This window comes from Roseinatronobacter ekhonensis (assembly GCF_900499075.1).
GTDB lineage: Bacteria > Pseudomonadota > Alphaproteobacteria > Rhodobacterales > Rhodobacteraceae > Roseinatronobacter > Roseinatronobacter ekhonensis.
Window position 1 is genome coordinate 1 of record NZ_UIHC01000013.1, and the last position, 15,781, is coordinate 15,781.

At 63.8% G+C, this 15,781-nt stretch carries 16 protein-coding genes and 1 pseudogene; 11 read left to right on the top strand and 6 right to left on the bottom strand.

What is annotated here, in order from left to right; all coding sequences use genetic code 11:
* Positions 1-123: 123 nt before the first annotated feature.
* The 9 genes and pseudogenes from ROE7235_RS08265 to ROE7235_RS08310 form a co-directional block, all read left to right on the top strand.
* Positions 124-432: pseudogene (locus tag ROE7235_RS08265) on the top strand (PfkB family carbohydrate kinase); the annotation flags it as partial.
* Between the two features lie 10 nt (positions 433-442).
* Entirely contained in the window at positions 443-1,369 is a 927-nt protein-coding gene (locus ROE7235_RS08270) for a pseudouridine-5'-phosphate glycosidase (RefSeq protein ID WP_121094527.1), read from the top strand.
* 18 nt (positions 1,370-1,387) lie between these two features.
* Entirely contained in the window at positions 1,388-2,071 is a 684-nt protein-coding gene (locus ROE7235_RS08275) for a DUF502 domain-containing protein (RefSeq protein WP_121094529.1), read from the top strand.
* A complete protein-coding gene (locus ROE7235_RS08280) occupies positions 2,061-2,795 on the top strand; it encodes a hypothetical protein (protein ID WP_147434187.1) in 735 nt (244 codons plus the stop codon). Before ROE7235_RS08275 ends, ROE7235_RS08280 begins: the two co-directional genes overlap by 11 nt.
* An 89-nt stretch (positions 2,796-2,884) precedes the next feature.
* The gene (locus tag ROE7235_RS08285) at positions 2,885-3,892 is read left to right on the top strand and encodes a DUF1036 domain-containing protein (protein ID WP_121094533.1); all 1,008 of its coding nucleotides are present in this window, start codon (positions 2,885-2,887) and stop codon (positions 3,890-3,892) included.
* A gap of 98 nt (positions 3,893-3,990) precedes the next feature.
* Positions 3,991-4,413, top strand: a complete 423-nt coding sequence (ndk, locus tag ROE7235_RS08290; protein WP_121094535.1) for a nucleoside-diphosphate kinase — start codon at positions 3,991-3,993, stop codon at positions 4,411-4,413.
* 460 nt (positions 4,414-4,873) lie between these two features.
* A complete protein-coding gene (locus tag ROE7235_RS08300) occupies positions 4,874-6,253 on the top strand; it encodes a 1-acyl-sn-glycerol-3-phosphate acyltransferase (RefSeq protein ID WP_121094539.1) in 1,380 nt (459 codons plus the stop codon).
* A gap of 135 nt (positions 6,254-6,388) precedes the next feature.
* A complete protein-coding gene (gene ccrA, locus ROE7235_RS08305) occupies positions 6,389-7,681 on the top strand; it encodes a crotonyl-CoA carboxylase/reductase (RefSeq protein ID WP_121094663.1) in 1,293 nt (430 codons plus the stop codon).
* A gap of 190 nt (positions 7,682-7,871) precedes the next feature.
* On the top strand, positions 7,872-8,087 hold the full coding sequence (locus ROE7235_RS08310; RefSeq protein WP_121094541.1) for a DUF1127 domain-containing protein: 216 nt from the start codon (positions 7,872-7,874) through the stop codon (positions 8,085-8,087).
* 15 nt (positions 8,088-8,102) lie between these two features.
* Here ROE7235_RS08310 and ROE7235_RS08315 read toward each other — a convergent pair whose 3' ends face one another.
* The 6 genes from ROE7235_RS08315 to ROE7235_RS08340 form a co-directional block, all read right to left on the bottom strand.
* The gene (locus tag ROE7235_RS08315) at positions 8,103-9,230 is read right to left on the bottom strand and encodes a DUF418 domain-containing protein (RefSeq protein ID WP_121094543.1); all 1,128 of its coding nucleotides are present in this window, start codon (positions 9,228-9,230) and stop codon (positions 8,103-8,105) included.
* 2 nt (positions 9,231-9,232) lie between these two features.
* Positions 9,233-11,446 (bottom strand): ribonuclease R, encoded by a 2,214-nt coding sequence (gene rnr, locus ROE7235_RS08320; RefSeq protein ID WP_121094545.1) that lies wholly within the window; start codon positions 11,444-11,446, stop codon positions 9,233-9,235.
* A gap of 142 nt (positions 11,447-11,588) precedes the next feature.
* Complete coding sequence (locus ROE7235_RS08325) at positions 11,589-12,014, bottom strand: GNAT family N-acetyltransferase (protein ID WP_183073410.1); 426 nt, start codon at positions 12,012-12,014, stop codon at positions 11,589-11,591.
* Positions 12,014-13,165: a succinyl-diaminopimelate desuccinylase gene (dapE, locus tag ROE7235_RS08330; protein WP_121094549.1), complete on the bottom strand. Its 1,152-nt coding sequence runs from the start codon at positions 13,163-13,165 to the stop codon at positions 12,014-12,016. Before dapE ends, ROE7235_RS08325 begins: the two co-directional genes overlap by 1 nt.
* Positions 13,146-13,493, bottom strand: a complete 348-nt coding sequence (locus ROE7235_RS08335) for a DUF8846 family protein (RefSeq protein WP_121094551.1) — start codon at positions 13,491-13,493, stop codon at positions 13,146-13,148. The genes dapE and ROE7235_RS08335 overlap by 20 nt, the downstream gene beginning before the upstream one ends.
* A 33-nt stretch (positions 13,494-13,526) precedes the next feature.
* Positions 13,527-13,973, bottom strand: coding sequence for a YqaA family protein (locus ROE7235_RS08340; protein ID WP_121094553.1), 447 nt, complete (start codon positions 13,971-13,973; stop codon positions 13,527-13,529).
* Positions 13,974-14,076: 103 nt separating this feature from the next.
* On the opposite strand from ROE7235_RS08340, the gene ROE7235_RS08345 reads away from it, so the two are divergent.
* Positions 14,077-15,165 carry a UDP-3-O-(3-hydroxymyristoyl)glucosamine N-acyltransferase gene (locus ROE7235_RS08345; protein ID WP_121094555.1) on the top strand — a complete coding sequence of 363 codons (1,089 nt, stop codon included), beginning with the start codon at positions 14,077-14,079 and terminating at the stop codon, positions 15,163-15,165.
* A gap of 64 nt (positions 15,166-15,229) precedes the next feature.
* Positions 15,230-15,736, top strand: coding sequence for a flavin reductase family protein (locus ROE7235_RS08350; RefSeq protein WP_245963911.1), 507 nt, complete (start codon positions 15,230-15,232; stop codon positions 15,734-15,736).
* The last annotated feature ends 45 nt before the right edge of the window (positions 15,737-15,781 follow it).

Genomic DNA, 15,781 nt, shown 5'->3' on the forward strand with positions numbered 1-15,781 from the left:
CGACAAGCCCAAACCCTTCAAATGGACCAAAACCGCCGAGGACATCCTCACCCGGGAACGCCGCGCTCTGAACGCGCTCGATGAAATTCGCGGAAACAGGTAGGAAGTGTCAGACTCAGAACACTAGAGGAAGCGGGGCTGCTGTGTGGCACGGAATTCGCCAGTTCCGCAGCGGCCGCGCGCGGATTGCTGGCGCGCGATGCGCAACGCGTGTTGGTGACGGATGGCGCACGCGACACCACCGATGCCAGCGCCGATGCAGTGCTGACCCTTGCGCCCCCGCAGGTGCAGGCCCTGCGCGTGACCGGCGCGGGCGACACGTTCATGGCCGCACATATGGCGGCAGAAACGCGCGGAATGGCGCGCCAGGACGCGCTGGCACATGCGCTGCGCACCGCCGCCGCCTATGTCGCGGGCGGTCCAGAACACTAAGGGATTCCAGATGCTTGAGATGCGTTATTCATCCGAAGTGGCCGCCGCGCGCGGGGCGGGTTCGCCCATTGTTGCGCTGGAATCCACCATCATCACTCATGGGATGCCCTACCCGCAAAATCTGAACATGGCGCGGCAGGTCGAGGAGGATATCCACGCCGCAGGGGCCACGCCTGCGACCATCGCGGTGCTGGATGGCGTGCTTCATATCGGGCTGGAGCCTGCACGGCTGGAGCAACTGGCGCAGATAGACGGCGCGCTGAAACTTAGCCGTGCCGATCTGGCCGTGGCGCTGGCGACGGGCGCAACCGGTGCGACGACCGTGGCCGCCACCATGATCTGCGCGGCGCGCGCGGGCATTGCGGTATTTGCGACCGGCGGTATTGGCGGCGTGCATCGCGGGGCGGAAGACAGCTTCGACATTTCCGCCGATCTGCACGAACTCGCGCAAACCCCTGTCACCGTGGTTGCCGCCGGGGCCAAGGCCATTCTGGACCTGCCCAAAACGCTGGAAGTGCTGGAAACCCTGGGCGTGCCGGTCATTGCCTATGGGCAAAGCGGTTTCCCCGCCTTCTGGTCGCGCGACAGCGGGCTGCCCGCGCCCCTGCGCATGGATGACGCAGCACAGATTGCGCGCGCCCACCAGATGCGCGCCGCGCTTGGCTTGCCCGGTGGCCAGTTGATCGCGAATCCCATCCCGCAGGCGGATGAAATCCCTCGCGCCGTGATCGACGGCTGGATCGCGCAGGCGCTGGACGATTGCGCGGGCGTGGCCGCAAAAGAGGTCACACCCCGCTTGCTCGCCCGTATTTTCGAGCTGAGTGACGGCGCATCGCTGACCGCTAATATCGCGTTGGTGCGGAACAATGCGCGGCTGGGCGCGCAGATCGCGCGGGCGCTTGTATCGGACACGGCCGCCCCCCATATCAGCGGCTAAGACAAGGCAGGGCAGATCATGTCGACAGACCAACACAAACGCGGGTTTCTCGGCTCGATCCGCTCGAATTTTCTGGCCGGGCTGGCGGTGATAGCACCCGGCGTGTTGACGGTCTGGCTGGTCTGGAACGTGGTGACATGGATCGACGGGATCGTGATGCCGCTGATCCCGCGCCGCTTTCACCCCGAAGTGTTGACCGGATGGGACGTGCCCGGCGTGGGCGTGGCGCTGTTTCTGGTGTTCACGTTGGTCATGGGCTATTTCACCAAAGGCTTTGTCGGACGCACGCTGGTCGGCTGGGGCGAACGCATTGTCGAGGCGATGCCGGTCGTGCGCTCGATCTACAACGCGGTCAAACAGATCGCGGATACGATCTTGGCGCGCTCGGCCCCCACATTCGACCGCGCCTGCCTTGTGGAATACCCGCGCAAGGGGATTTGGGCCACGGCCTTCATTTCCACCACCACGCGGGGCGAGATTGGCGACAAGTTGTCGGACGGCGATGAACTGGTCTCGGTCTTTTTGCCAACCACGCCGAACCCGACCTCTGGGTTTTTGCTGTTCCTGCCGCGCCGCGACGTAATCGAATTGGACATGTCGATAGAGGACGCAGCGAAGCTGGTGATCTCTGCCGGCCTGGTCTACCCGGACACACGCAAGGGTAAACTGGTCGCTGCGCCGGGGGTGGAGGATGCAGGCTAGACGCCCCACGCGCGGCGTCTGGCGTTGGGGGATTTGGGCGATCCTGGCGCTTTTCGGCATGACATCGGTGTATTTTGTGTATTCCGAACCGCATGTCAGGGCCTATCTTTGCCCGGCCTGTTCGGGCTTTCGCGAAGTTGCGCCGCGCATCTACGCCGACACACAGGCAAGCGAAGCCCAGATTGACGCGGCGTTGCAGAGCTTTGACGCCGCACGGGACATGCTGCAACAGGTCTATCCCGATCCCGGCGCAGACCCTATATGGTTTTTGTGTCTGTCGGGGGACTGCGGCGTCAAAACCGGGCCAAGGCCGCGCGCCATGGCCTATGCGAACATGTTCGTATTCGTCTATCCAGAGGGGGCAAACCCCACGATCCTTGCGCATGAACTGGCCCATGCAGAACTGCACTCGCGGCTGGGAACCTTGCGGCGTCTGACACAACCCGTGCCGACATGGTTCGACGAGGGATTGGCCGTGCTTGTGTCGCATGACCCCCGCTATCTGGAGATCACCGATGGCGAGGTCACAGGCTGCAAGGCCGGGGATTGGCCGCAACCACCCTCGAACCAGCGCGAATTCAGACGACGGGCCGCAACCGAGACAGAGGCGCTTTATACAGCATCGGCCTGCCTTACGCTTGATTGGCTGGAGGAACATGGCGGGATTCGTGCCGTGCCCGCCATGCTGGGTCACATACGGTCAGGCGACCTATTCGTGCAGTGATTGCCCATTCTCCGCATCGGTTGCTTTTTCTTCGCAAAACGCAAATCCTGTGCCAAAGTGCTGCAATGTCCAAAGCATAGGAACTTGCAGTGCGCGCTCTTATCCTATCCGCCCTCGCGTTGCCTGCGCTTGCGCTGCCCGCCCCTGCGGCCGCCGAGTTGCGCTTTTGCAATGAAACAAGCGCCCGCGTGACCGTGGCCATTGGCTACCGCAGCGAGGGCGCGTGGCGCTCCGAAGGGTGGTGGGCGGTGGAGCCGGGCGCATGCCGGGCGGCGGTGTCAGAGCCGTTGGAAAACCGGTTCTACTATTACCGCGCCACGTCGGCGGTCGATAGCTGGACGCATGAGAGCTACTTCTTCTGCACCTCTCCCCAGCCCTTCGACATATCGGGCGACGAGAATTGCGCCGAACGCGGCTTTGACCGCGAGGCGTTTACCGAGATTGCGCTTGGCGACAGAACCACCCGCTTCACCATGACGCTCACCAGCGGCGCGACACCGACCGCGCCACCAACCCCCAAAACCCCTCCGCCCGGCACGCATGGCGAGCCCTATTCCATCAGCGGCCTTCTCAGCCATTGCGAGGTGACGGATGCCAGCGTGCAATGCGAGTTGCACAAGGATGGCTGGCGCTATGTTGCATCCAGCGCGTTTCACACCGACCAAGGGCTGCTTGAAGACCTGATGGATCTCCCCCCCAACACGCCGATGAGCTGGCGCGGCGATCTGGCGTTCTACGAGGGCGCGAATGTCGAGGTGACGCTGCGCGAGGCGCGGGCCGAAGGCGACGACCCCTTCGCCGCCCTGCGCGCGCGGCTGCAAGGCTTCTGGACCTCTGCCAGCGACCCGAATTACCAACTGCTGATCGCGGGCGGGGTGTTCGAGGAAAGCTACGAGCACATTCCAACCGACACGCGCCTGATGGACTTGGCAACTACCTGCGACGGCGCGCGCGGGGATGGCCCCTACCTGCTGGCGCAGAGCTATGCGCGCGACGGCGATATCCGCTGTTTCGAGGTGTTCGAGCTGTCGCGCAACAGCCTGTCGCTGTTTCCATTGGGAGTGATGCGCCCGCTGGATTTTGTGCGCAGCGACTAGCCCGGCGCGCAGGGTCTTTTCACCGTCATACACCCATGGTAAGCGGCCCTCGCACGCGGAAAATCACTTTCGCGCCCAGATATATCCGGAGAGACATCATGGCCCTAGAGCGCACCTTCTCGATCATCAAGCCCGACGCAACCGCCCGCAACCTGACCGGCAAGATCAACGCCAAGTTCGAAGACGCTGGCCTGCGCATCGTGGCGCAAAAACGCATTCACATGACCAAGGCGCAAGCGGGCGAGTTCTACAAGGTTCACGCCGAACGCCCCTTCTATGACGAGTTGTGCGAATTCATGGCGTCGGCCCCGGTCGTGGTGCAGGTGCTGGAAGGCGAAGGCGCCATTGCCAAGAACCGCGAAGTGATGGGCGCCACGAACCCCGCCGATGCGGCACCGGGCACCATCCGCGCGGAATTCGCGCAGTCGGTCGGCGAAAACTCTGTCCACGGGTCGGACGCACCGGAAACCGCAGCCGAAGAGATCGCGTATTTCTTCGCCGGTCTGGAACTGGTCGGCTAAACCGATTTCGCGACAGCTTTCGAGTGGGCCCCGCCGGATGCGCGGGGCCTATTGCGTTTCCAAGGGGGCATTCCGCCCCCTCGCCCGCCCCCCTACGGGGCGCGCGCTCACCCCAGAGGATATTTGAGCAAGGATGAAGGGGTTACGGCGGGCCTGAACTGGCCTGAACGGATGCCGAAGCATTCCCGAGCAGTGTTTCGACATGTGCGCGCAACGGCCTGGCTGTGCGCACGCCCCGCACCCGCAGGGCGACCTGCTGCGCTGGCATTGCGCAGAAAACCCGGAACGGCATGACCATGGCACGCGCGTATGCAGATGCGAAGGGGCAATGCCAGAGGGCGGATTTGTCGACATTTCCCACCGCTTGGACCCAGAGCCGTTGGTAGGCATGCAAACCACAGACGCAGGCCCGCCCGAACAGTGGATTTACCATTTCAAACTATGATGACAAAGTGCTCGCATGTTTCAGAGCGTAGAGCTTCCATTCTGGGCCTTGGTGTTGATCGTGGGCTTTGCCGCGGTCACCTTCGCATCGCATTTCCTGTTTCCTTCGGTGCGGTGGTTCTTTCGCAAACGGGCCGAACGGGCGGTGGCGCGCCTGAACCAACGGCTGAAACGACCCATCCAGCCGTTCAAGCTGATGCGGCGTCAGGATCAGGTGATCCGGCTGGTCTATGACCCGCAGGTCATGGAAGCCGTGCGCCAGCACGCGCGCGACGAGGGTATCCCGCCCAACGTCGCCTTCGAGAAAGCCCGATCCTATGCGCGCGAGATCGTGCCGGGGTTTTCCACGGCCACGTATTTCGGCTTTGCCATCCGGCTGGCGCGGCGCTTGGGCGAGGGTTTGTATGACGTCGTGGTCCGCGCCGAAGACCAGCGCCAGTTGGACGGGATCGACCCGGATGACGCGATTGTCTTTGTGATGAACCACCGCTCGAACATGGACTATGTTCTGGTCACATGGCTGGCAGCACAACAGGCCGCACTTAGCTACGCGGTCGGCGAATGGGCGCGGATCTGGCCGTTGAAGTCCTTTATCCACGCGATGGGGGCCTATTTCATCCGGCGACGCTATGCCAACCCGCTCTATCGGGCGGTGCTGGCGCGCTATGTCCAGATGTCGGTGCAGCAAGGCAGCACGCAGGCCATTTTCCCCGAGGGCGGGCTAAGCCTTGACGGGCGCCTGGGCGCGGGTCGGGTCGGTCTGCTGACATATATCCTGCGCGGCTGGGACACGCGCAGCGCGCATGACGTAGTCTTTGTGCCGGTTGCGCTGAATTATGACCGCGTGCTGGAAGACAGGGTTCTGATCGCGGCGCAAGCCAGCGGCAAGCGGCGCTTCCGGGGGCGGCCGCGCGTGGCATTGGCCTTTGTCGCGCGGGTTGTGTGGCAAAAACTGCGCGGGCGCTTCCGGGGGTTTGGTCAGGCGGCAGTCAGCTATGGCAAGCCGGTATCGCTGCGCAGCTACCTGGACACCAGCCCCGAGGCGGATGCAGATGCCTTGGTCGCGCTGCTGATGGGCCGCATTCAGGACGCCATGCCAGTTCTAGCCGTGCCGCTTGCCGCAGCGGCGCTGCAAAAGTCGGGCGGGCGCGGCGCGTGGTCGCAGCTTCAGGCAGAGGCGCAGACCCTACTTGTGGCGCAGTCCGACATGCCCGATCCACTTGACACCCTGCTGGAGCGCGGGCTGGAACACCTACAGTTGCGCGGCATGATCCACAAGGAAAACAACGGCTTCACAATTGCGCCGGGTGAAGAAGCAGCAATCGCCTATTACGCGGCATCGGTCATTCAAAGCGCGCCGGACGAGGCTCAGTCCGACGTGATGCCAAAGACATAAAATTACAAAATGCCAATATTCAGGGTTGCAATGTTGCGCAGCCCATTTTATCCACGCTGCAAGCGCCGCATGAATTCTGCGGCGCAGCACCAACAATCGGGGGCCGCCCCCGCAACCCTAGCTTTGGAGGCCGCAATGGCTCTGGATAACCAGACAGGCGTCGTTGAGTATGACGCCCCCGAGAAAGACCTCTACGAGATCGGCGAAATGCCCCCGATGGGCTATGTCCCGAAACAGATGTATGCATGGGCGATCCGGCGCGAGCGCCATGGCGAGCCCGACACCGCGTTCGAGGTCGAGGTCGTTGACACATGGGAGATCGACAGCCACGAAGTGCTGGTTCTGGTAATGGCCGCAGGTGTCAACTATAATGGCGTCTGGGCCGGTCTGGGCCAGCCCATCAGCCCGTTCGACGGCCATAAACAGCCTTACCATATTGCCGGTTCGGATGCGTCTGGCATTGTCTGGAAGGTCGGCGACAAGGTCACGCGCTGGAAGGTCGGCGATGAAGTCGTTATCCATTGCAATCAGGATGATGGCGATGACGAGCATTGCAATGGCGGTGATCCGATGTATTCGCCCAGCCAGCGCATCTGGGGTTACGAGACGCATGACGGCTCTTTCAGCCAGTTCACCCGCGTGCAGGCGCAGCAGCTTATGCCGCGCCCCAAGCACTTGACATGGGAAGAGGCCGCCTGCTACACGCTGACGCTGGCCACTGCCTACCGCATGCTGTTCGGGCACGAACCGCATGACCTGAAACCCGGTCAAAACGTGCTGGTTTGGGGCGCGTCGGGCGGTCTGGGGTCCTATGCGATCCAGTTGGCCAACACCGTGGGCGCAAACGCGATCGGGGTTATCAGTGACGAATCCAAGCGCCAGTTCGTGATGGATCAGGGCGCGAAAGGCGTGATCAATCGCAAGGAATTCAACTGTTGGGGCCAGTTGCCGACGGTCAACACACCCGAATATGCCGAGTGGTTCAAGGAAGCGCGCAAATTCGGCAAGGCGATCTGGGACATCACCGGCAAGGGTGTGAATGTCGATATGGTGTTCGAACACCCCGGAGAGGCGACGTTCCCCGTCTCTACGCTCGTCTGCAAAAAAGGCGGCATGGTCGTGATCTGCGCGGGCACCAGCGGCTTTAACTGCACCTTCGACGTGCGGTACATGTGGATGCACCAGAAGCGCCTGCAAGGTTCGCATTTCGCGCATTTGAAGCAGGCGTCTGCCGCCAACCAGCTTATGGTCGAACGCCGTCTGGACCCGTGCATGTCCGAAGTGTTCCAGTGGTCGGAAATCCCCGCCGCGCATACCAAGATGCTGCGCAATGAACACCTGCCCGGCAACATGTCGGTGCTGGTGCAATCCCCGCGGACCGGACTGCGCACGCTGGAAGAAGTGTTGGAGGCAGGTCCGGCCAAGTAATCCGCCCGATCCGTCTATGTTTCACGCGACCGGCACTGCGCCGGTCGCGTTTTGCATTCCGGTGCCTGAAAACCGGGCAAAAGATGTATGAGCCTTGCCAATGCTGCATAGCGGCAATTCCGGCATGTCTATTGTGCAGGCGCAGCATTGGCATATGTTGGCGGTAACAAACGCATGAAAGGAACGTCTCATGGCATATGTATCGAACTCCGCCCCGCAATTCGCTGGCCTGATGGCACGCCTGCACAACCTGCGCGACGCACTGCGCACACGCATGGCGCAACACGCCCGCTACCGCCAGACGCGCGACGAGTTGCAGGCACTTAGCAGCCGCGAACTGGCCGATCTGGGCATCCACCGCAGCGAAATCGCCCGCATCGCGCACGAGGCCGCACGCGGTATCTGAGGCGTCGGGGCAAGGCTAGGGCCGCAGACCCGCATAGGTGATGCGCCGCAATAGCCACTCGAATGGCCCTTGCCCGAACCAGCGCCGCCACAGCGTAAGCGCCGCGATCAGGCAGACCGTGACAAGCACCGCGACAGCGGTTGCGGTTGCGCGGTCAAGTTGGCCCCACAGGCCAAACCCGTAGGCCGAGAACACGGTCGACAGGATGATCGATTGGCCAAGATAGATGCTCAGGCTGGACCCGCCCGCCGCCAACACCTGTGACCCCACCGGTCCCGGAGGCCGAGCGAGGGCCGCGATCACACCCAGATAGCCCAATGTAGCGACAGGGGCGACGATGACGGTCAGGGCCGCGCCATAATTTGCGGGCCCCCATTGCCAGATCGCCGCGCCAAGCAGGCTAAGCGCCAGACCGGGCCACAGGCAGAACCGCCGCGCGCGCCGCCAAAGCGGGTGGTCGGCCCGGTCAATCATCCCCGCACGCACCGCCGCCAACCCAAGGCAGAACCAGCCCAGCGCCGATATGCCCTGCACGATCAGGAACACCGGCAGGGTGAACAAAAAGCCCAAAGTGCGGAACAAGGCGGCCTCCAGAAACCCGCCCGTGCCAAGCGCATCTTGCTCTATGGTGAAAAACTCTGGCGGGGTGTCGGACGGGCCCAGCAACAAGGGCAGCGCGATCACGGGTTGCAAGGCCAGCAACACCATGCCGAGCGTTGCCAGACGCCGCAAGGGCCAGTCGCGCAACAGATACAGGATGGACCCTGCCACAGCATAGATCACCAGAATATCACCGGGAAAAAACAGGCAACCATGCAGCAACCCCAAGCCCAGCAGGCCAAGCATCCGGTTGCGGTAGAGCTTGCCAAAGGGCAGCCCCCGGCGCGTGGCGGACCGCATCAGGAACCCAAGCCCAACGCCGAACATGAAGGAAAACAGCCCGTAGGTTTTTAGCAGCGCCAGCCCGTTGATCAGCCACAGCGTGACATCATCGGCAGCGCTTTGCCCCATCGGCTCTGCAAACCCATGCAGCACTGAAAACCCAATGAACTGCACATTGACGATGACAATGCCGAACAGCGCGATCAGCCGCAGGTAATCGGGCATCAGGGCGCGCGGGGGCATGGCAACCTGTTCCGACATCCCTACCCTTTGCGGCGAGACTTGCGCGCCAGCTTGGTGGCCTTGCGCTTGGCTTTGACCGCCTTGCGCTTGGGACCGCCCCGCGACGGGCCACCGCGCGCGACCGGCAGCGCGTCGCCTTCGACCTCCAGCAGCTCCAGCATCAGCCCGCCAGTGATCGGCTCTGCCTCTGCCAGCTTGACCAGCACGCGCTGGCCCATGCTGATCACCGCCCCCGTGCGCTCGCCCGTCAGGCTTTGGGCCTCTGGGTCATGGCGGAAATACTCGGCCCCGATGCTCCGAATGGGCACCAGCCCGTCCGCGCCGGTCTCGTCCAGCTTTACGAACACGCCGAACCGCGCAACGCCCGAAATGCGCCCGGCGAATTCCGCGCCCACGCGTTCGGCCAGAAACGCCGCAAGGTAGCGGTCATTGGTGTCGCGTTCGGCTGTCATCGACCGGCGCTCGGCCTCTGATATGGCCTTGGCCGTCTCCTCCAGATGCTCGATATCCCAAGCCGACAGCCCGTCATCCCCCCAGCCATGCGCCGCGATCAGCGCGCGGTGCACGATCAGATCGGCATAGCGCCGGATGGGAGAGGTGAAATGCGCGTATTCGCGCAACGCGAGGCCGAAATGCCCGAAATTCTGAGGCGCGTAATAGGCCTGCGTCATGGACCGCAGCGTGGCCATGTTGATCATCTCGTCAAACTCGGTGCCCTCGGCCTGCGCCAACAACCGGTTCAGATGACGCGTATGCAGCACCTGCCCCTTGGCCAGCACCAGCCCCGTCTCGCGCGCGACCTGCCGCAAGCCTTCCAGCTTGTCGGCGCTGGGTTCTTCATGCACGCGGTATAGCAGCGGGCGGCCCTTCTCGCGCAGGGTTTCAGCCGTCGCGACATTTGCCAGCACCATGCATTCCTCGACCAGCTTATGCGCGTCGAGGCGTTCCTTGAACGCGACAGATGTCACGCGTCCGGAGTCTGACAGCACGATCTGCCGCTCCGGCAGGTCAATCTCTAGCGGCTGGCGGCGCGCGCGCGCCTTTTGCAGCGCGCGGTAGCAGGCGAACAGATCGCCAAGCGGCCCGGCAAGCGGTTCGGTCTGGTCGTCCAGCCGCCCCTCATCCGCCGCCTGCGCCTGCTCATAGGTCAGGCTGGCAGCAGAGCGCATCATCGCGCGGTGGAATTTGTGGCCGGTCTTGGTGCCCTCGGCGTCGATCTGCATTTCCAGCGCAATGCAAGGCCGGTCCACCCCTTCGTGCAGCGAGCACAGATCACCCGAGAGCGTATCGGGCAACATCGGCACCACGCGGTCGGGGAAATAGGTGGAATTGCCGCGTTTGCGCGCCTCACGGTCCAGCTCCGATCCGGGGCGCACATAGGCGGCCACATCGGCAATGGCGACCCATAGGGTAAACCCGTCGCCCGTCGCTTCGGCATAAAGCGCGTCATCATGGTCGCGCGCATCCCACGGGTCGATGGTCATCAGCGCTGTCTCGCGCAGGTCCAGACGGTTGCCCATGGGCATCGGCTGGGCGCTGTCGGCCTCTGCCACCACCGCATCGTCAAAGGCATCGCGAATGCCGTGCTGATGAATGGCAATCAGCGATACCGCCTTGGGGGCTGTCGGGTCGCCCAAGCGCTCGACCACATGCGCGCGGGGCGGGCCGAACCGCGCGCGGCCCATGGGTTCGGCCAGCACCAATTCGCCATCCTGCGCGTCGCCCGCGTCATGCGGGCCGACCATCCAGTCACGATCCGACCCCTTGTCGATGGGCATGATGCGCCCGCCTTCTGCACCGGCGCGGAACAGACCTAATATGCGTTGCGGGTTAGCGCCGATCTTGCGGATGATCCGGGCCTGATAGTCGTAATCTGGGCCGCGGATCGCCTCGCATTTCGCCAGCACACGGTCGCCTGCGCCAACATCCTTGGGTGTCAGCAGAATGACACGCGGCGCGGCGCGCTGCCCGCGCCACTCGATGGGCTGCGCGAACAGATCGCCATCCGCGTCGGGGCCAAGCACCTCCAGCACGGTCACGGGCGGCAATGCGCCGCCAGAGGCGCGACGGCGCGGGGCAACGCCCTCGCCCTCCAACTCGCGCAGCATGGCTTTGAGGTCAATCTTTGCCGCGCCCTTAATACCAAAGGCGCGCGCAATGTCGCGGCGCGTGGCCTCGGGGTTCGCGGTCATCCAATCGCGCAGCTCGGTCAATGAGGGCAGTTGCTTGACCATCACGCGCCCCCTGCTGCCCAGAGCGCAAGGCAGGGGCGTAGCCCCTGACGGGGGTGGGCGGGTGGGCGATCTGGGCAGCAGGGGGCATATCTCATGCGCTGCGCTCTAGCATGATGCGCCCGCCCCGTCACGCCAATAGCTGTCACGCGGATAGATCAAGCACCATATCCCGATGCGCGATCCCCGCCTCCAGATACTCGGGCCCCGTGGCGACGAAACCCAGCGCCGCGTAAAACCCAAGCGCATGGGTCTGCGCCCCAAGTTTCGCGCGGCGTATTTCCGGGCGGGCGCGCAGCTCTTGGACCGCCGCGCGCATCAGGGCTTGGCCGATACCGGTGCCGCGATGGGCGCGGAGCACGCAGACCCGCCCGATCTTGGCCATGTCACCCGCGATCAGAATACGCGCGCAGCCGACGGGCGTATCATCCATCCGCGCCAGCACATGCAGCGCGTCCCCGTCGCGTCCATCGACCTCAAGTGCTGCATCGACATTCTGCTCTTCAATGAACACCACCCGCCGCAGTGCGTGGCAGGTTGCAATGTCATCCGTCATGCGCAGGTCGAGCATCAGGCGAAATAATCCTGCAAAATGCGCGAATAAACGCGCTTAAGTTGTTCTATATGCGCGATTTCCGCAAATTCGTCGACTTGGTGCATCGACTGCCCCACAAGCCCGAATTCCACCACCGGGCAATGGTCTTTAACGAAGCGCGCATCCGACGTGCCGCCCGAGGTCGAAAGCTTGGGCGCAAGACCGCATTCCGCCTCGACCGCGCGGGCAACCATGTCCGACAGCGGCCCCGGCGGCGTCAGGAACGCTTCACCCGACACGCGGATATCGACCTCCAGCGCCACGCCTGTGCCTGCGCTTTCCTCTTGCACCATGCCGTGCAGCCATTCCGTCAGGCTTGGCCCCGAATGCAGGTCATTGAACCGAATGTTCAGCCCCGCCCGCGCCGTGGCCGGAATGACGTTGGTCGCGTCATTCCCCACATCCACCGTGGTCAGCGCCAGCGTCGACGGGTCGAAATGGTCCGTGCCCTGGTCAAGTTCGTGCTGCGCAAGACGGTCCAGCAGCCGCACCAGCACCGGAAGCGGGTTTGCCGCGCGGTGCGGATAGGCCGCGTGACCCTGCCGCCCGCGCGCGGTGATCACAGCGTTCAGCGATCCGCGCCGTCCGATCTTCATCATCTCGCCCATCTGCTCGGGGCAGGTCGGCTCGCCCACCAGGCAGGCCGACATCGCCTCGCCCTCGGCGCGCATCCAGTCCAGCAGGGCGATGGTGCCGTCTTGCGCGGGGCCTTCCTCGTCGCCGGTAATGGCCAGAATTACAGCGCCATCGGGCGGCGTGTCGCGCACGAAATCAATTGCCGCTGCGACAAACGCCGCCACGCCCGATTTCATATCGCATGCCCCGCGCCCCCAGACGCGACCGGCATCCAGTTCGCCGCCGAAGGGATCGCGCGTCCAATCGGCGCGCACGCCGATGGGTACCACGTCGGTATGCCCATTGAACCCGAAGCTGCGCGCGTGCCCTTTCGTCCCCCAGCGTGCGAACAGGTTGGCGGTGCCGTTCCGGTCCACGCGGGTGCAGGCAAAGCCCGCCTGTGTCAGCAGCCCCTCCAGCAGCAGCAGCGCGCCGCCCTCTTCGGGTGTGACGGACGGGCAGCGCACCAGCTCTGCCGTCAGCGCGACAGTGTCAATCGTCGTCTGCGTCATCGGTAAACCATGTTTTCTGAGCCACGATGACAGCGTTTTCGGCCAGCGCGCGCGCCATCAGATCCTGTTCGTCTTGCGGAATATGATCACCAGCCGCCAACCGCTCTGACAAAGTGCCGTAGCTTGTCACATCAAGCGGCCGGACATCGGCCTGTTTCAGAACTGCGACCGCGTCGCGCACCGCCCCTGCCTCGTCCGCGCCCGGCGCGTACAGCAAAAGCCCCGCGCCCGTCGCGCCCTTGGGCAGATCGTCGCTTTGGCCAAGTTGGACCAGCAAGGTATAAACCTGTTCGGGCGGTTTTTCCGCGGGGCGGTCGGGTTTGGTCATATCCGGCTCCGGTTTTTGTTTGTTCCTCGCAGGTCATGGCGCGGCTGGCAAGCCCTCGCCCGCCGCCAAGAGCGCCCAGACAAGCGCCGCATACCGCGCGAACTTGCCAAACCCGACAACCAGTAAAAACCGCCAGAACGGTTCGCGCAAGATGCCGGCGGCCAGCGTCAACGGATCGCCGATAATGGGCACCCATGCGAAAAACAGGCTCCACCAGCCATAGCGCCCATACCAAGCCTGCGCGCGCGCGATCTGTCCGGCCGAAAACGGGAACCACCTGCGACCGGCAAAACGCATCAGAAAGCGCCCCATAGCCCAGTTCACACAAGACCCGAGCACATTGCCAATCGTGGCCACGGCCAGCAGCAACCAGACAGGCTGCGTGCCTGCCAGCACAAGGGCACTCAGCACGATTTCCGATTGCGCGGGCAAAAACGTGGCCGCAATGAGGGCCGCCAGAAACAGGGCAAGCAAATCCATCCCCTGCCTATGCCGTCAAGTTGCCGCGCTGTCACGTTGCAAACGGCTGGTCCTGCGCGACGGCATTCGTTAGAAGGACGCGAGCAGTTTGAAAGGCCCGCACATGGCGCATAGTATCGCAGACCTTGCCCAAGCCTTGGGCTTGCAAGCCGAGGGCGCGCTGGACCTGAGTGTGACGCATGCCGCCGAACCTGCAGATGCGGGCCCCGACGCCCTGGCGCTTGCGATGGCCCCGAAATATGCAGACGGGCTTGCCATGGGACGGGCCCGGGCAGCCATCCTATGGCCCGGCGCCGACTGGCGCGCACTGGGGCTGGAGGCAGCGATTTTCGCCCCGCGCCCGCGCATGGCCATGGCACGGGTCTCGCAGGAACTGGATCCGGGATATGATTTCGGCGCAGACATTCATCCCTCCGCGTGTATCGACCCCGGCGCGCAAATCGGGAATGGCGCGCGCATCGGGCCATTCGCCGTGATCGGGGCGCGGGCAGTCATCGGCGCGGGCGCGCGCATCGGGCCGCATGTCAGCGTGGCCGAGGATGTGATGATCGGCGACGACGCCACGCTGCATGCAGGCGTTCGGATCGCGGCGCGCGTGCGGATCGGCGCGCGCTTTATCGGGCAGCCCGGTTGCGTGATCGGTGGCGATGGGTTCAGCTTTGTCACGCCAGAGCCGTCAGCGGCAGAGGACGTGCGCGCCAAGCTGTCGGGTGACCGCGAAATCCGCCAGCAGAAATGGCAGCGCATCAATTCGCTGGGCGCGGTGCGCATCGGGGATGATGTCGAGGTGGGCGCGAACAGTTCCATCGACCGAGGCACGGTGCGTGACACTGTGATCGGGTCGGGCACAAAACTCGATTCGCTGGTGCATATCGGCCATAACGTCGAAATCGGCGAGGATGCCATGCTCTGCGGCCAGGTGGGGATTGCAGGTTCTACCCGGATCGGCAACCGTGTGTTGCTCGCGGGCAAAGTGGGTGTGAATGACAACATCTTCATCGGGGATGACGTGATTGCGGGCGGTGGCACACGGATATATTCCAATGTGCCCGCGGGCCGTGCGATCCTCGGCGACCCGGCCACCAAACTGGAAACCCAGTTGGAAATTCGCAAGGCGCTGCGCCGCCTGCCCCGTATGGCCGCCCGCATCGCTGAATTGCAAAGGGCCATTTCGGGCCAAAAGGACGAATAAGGCGGGCTTGCCCTGTGGCAGCGGCGGGTTAACTGGCGCAAAGGCACAGGCAGGAGCAGCAGAAATGGACGGATCGGTTATGAACGAGCAGGTTTTCACCCCCGATGAGGCGCATCAGCGCGATTTTCGCGATGCTTTGGGGCGGTTTGCGACCGGCGTGACCGTTGTCACCACGCACGGGCCGGACGGGCCGGTGGGCATAACCGCCAACAGCTTTGCCGCCTTGTCGCTTGATCCGGCATTGGTGATGTGGGCACCGGGGCGGTTTTCGCGCCGCTTCGACGTGTTCGAGCAGGCCGCGCATTTCGCCATCCATGTCATGGCGGATGACCAGTTGGAGGTCGCCCGCCATTTCGCGCGGGACGGGTTCGATTTCAGTCTGCCGGGTATCGAACCGGGTCTGGGCGATGCGCCCATGTTGCCCGGATGCCTTGCGCGCTTCGAATGCGCGCGCCATGCCGTCTATCCCGGTGGCGATCATGCGATCGTCGTGGGTGAAGTCTTGCGCGTGGCCACGCGCGACGGCGCGGGCCTGAGCTTTTTCGGCGGGGCCTACGGCGCAATTGGGTAAAGCACCGGGCTAACGCCAGCCTGTCGCCAAATTGACGCCATGATT

What these genes read in the sequence shown, in the direction of transcription:
- rnr (WP_121094545.1), bottom strand. Translation starts at nt 11,446, where the DNA reads ATGGTCAAGCAACTGCCCTCATTGACCGAGCTGCGCGATTGGATGACC.
- ROE7235_RS08350 (WP_245963911.1), top strand. Translation starts at nt 15,230, where the DNA reads ATGGACGGATCGGTTATGAACGAGCAGGTTTTCACCCCCGATGAGGCG.
- ROE7235_RS08325 (WP_183073410.1), bottom strand. Translation starts at nt 12,014, where the DNA reads ATGCTCGACCTGCGCATGACGGATGACATTGCAACCTGCCACGCACTG.
- ROE7235_RS08340 (WP_121094553.1), bottom strand. Translation starts at nt 13,973, where the DNA reads ATGGATTTGCTTGCCCTGTTTCTGGCGGCCCTCATTGCGGCCACGTTT.
- ROE7235_RS08315 (WP_121094543.1), bottom strand. Translation starts at nt 9,230, where the DNA reads ATGTCGGAACAGGTTGCCATGCCCCCGCGCGCCCTGATGCCCGATTAC.
- ROE7235_RS08300 (WP_121094539.1), top strand. Translation starts at nt 4,874, where the DNA reads ATGTTTCAGAGCGTAGAGCTTCCATTCTGGGCCTTGGTGTTGATCGTG.
- ROE7235_RS08275 (WP_121094529.1), top strand. Translation starts at nt 1,388, where the DNA reads ATGTCGACAGACCAACACAAACGCGGGTTTCTCGGCTCGATCCGCTCG.
- ROE7235_RS08280 (WP_147434187.1), top strand. Translation starts at nt 2,061, where the DNA reads ATGCAGGCTAGACGCCCCACGCGCGGCGTCTGGCGTTGGGGGATTTGG.
- ROE7235_RS08335 (WP_121094551.1), bottom strand. Translation starts at nt 13,493, where the DNA reads ATGACCAAACCCGACCGCCCCGCGGAAAAACCGCCCGAACAGGTTTAT.
- ccrA (WP_121094663.1), top strand. Translation starts at nt 6,389, where the DNA reads ATGGCTCTGGATAACCAGACAGGCGTCGTTGAGTATGACGCCCCCGAG.
- ndk (WP_121094535.1), top strand. Translation starts at nt 3,991, where the DNA reads ATGGCCCTAGAGCGCACCTTCTCGATCATCAAGCCCGACGCAACCGCC.
- ROE7235_RS08345 (WP_121094555.1), top strand. Translation starts at nt 14,077, where the DNA reads ATGGCGCATAGTATCGCAGACCTTGCCCAAGCCTTGGGCTTGCAAGCC.
- ROE7235_RS08270 (WP_121094527.1), top strand. Translation starts at nt 443, where the DNA reads ATGCTTGAGATGCGTTATTCATCCGAAGTGGCCGCCGCGCGCGGGGCG.
- dapE (WP_121094549.1), bottom strand. Translation starts at nt 13,165, where the DNA reads ATGACGCAGACGACGATTGACACTGTCGCGCTGACGGCAGAGCTGGTG.
- ROE7235_RS08310 (WP_121094541.1), top strand. Translation starts at nt 7,872, where the DNA reads ATGGCATATGTATCGAACTCCGCCCCGCAATTCGCTGGCCTGATGGCA.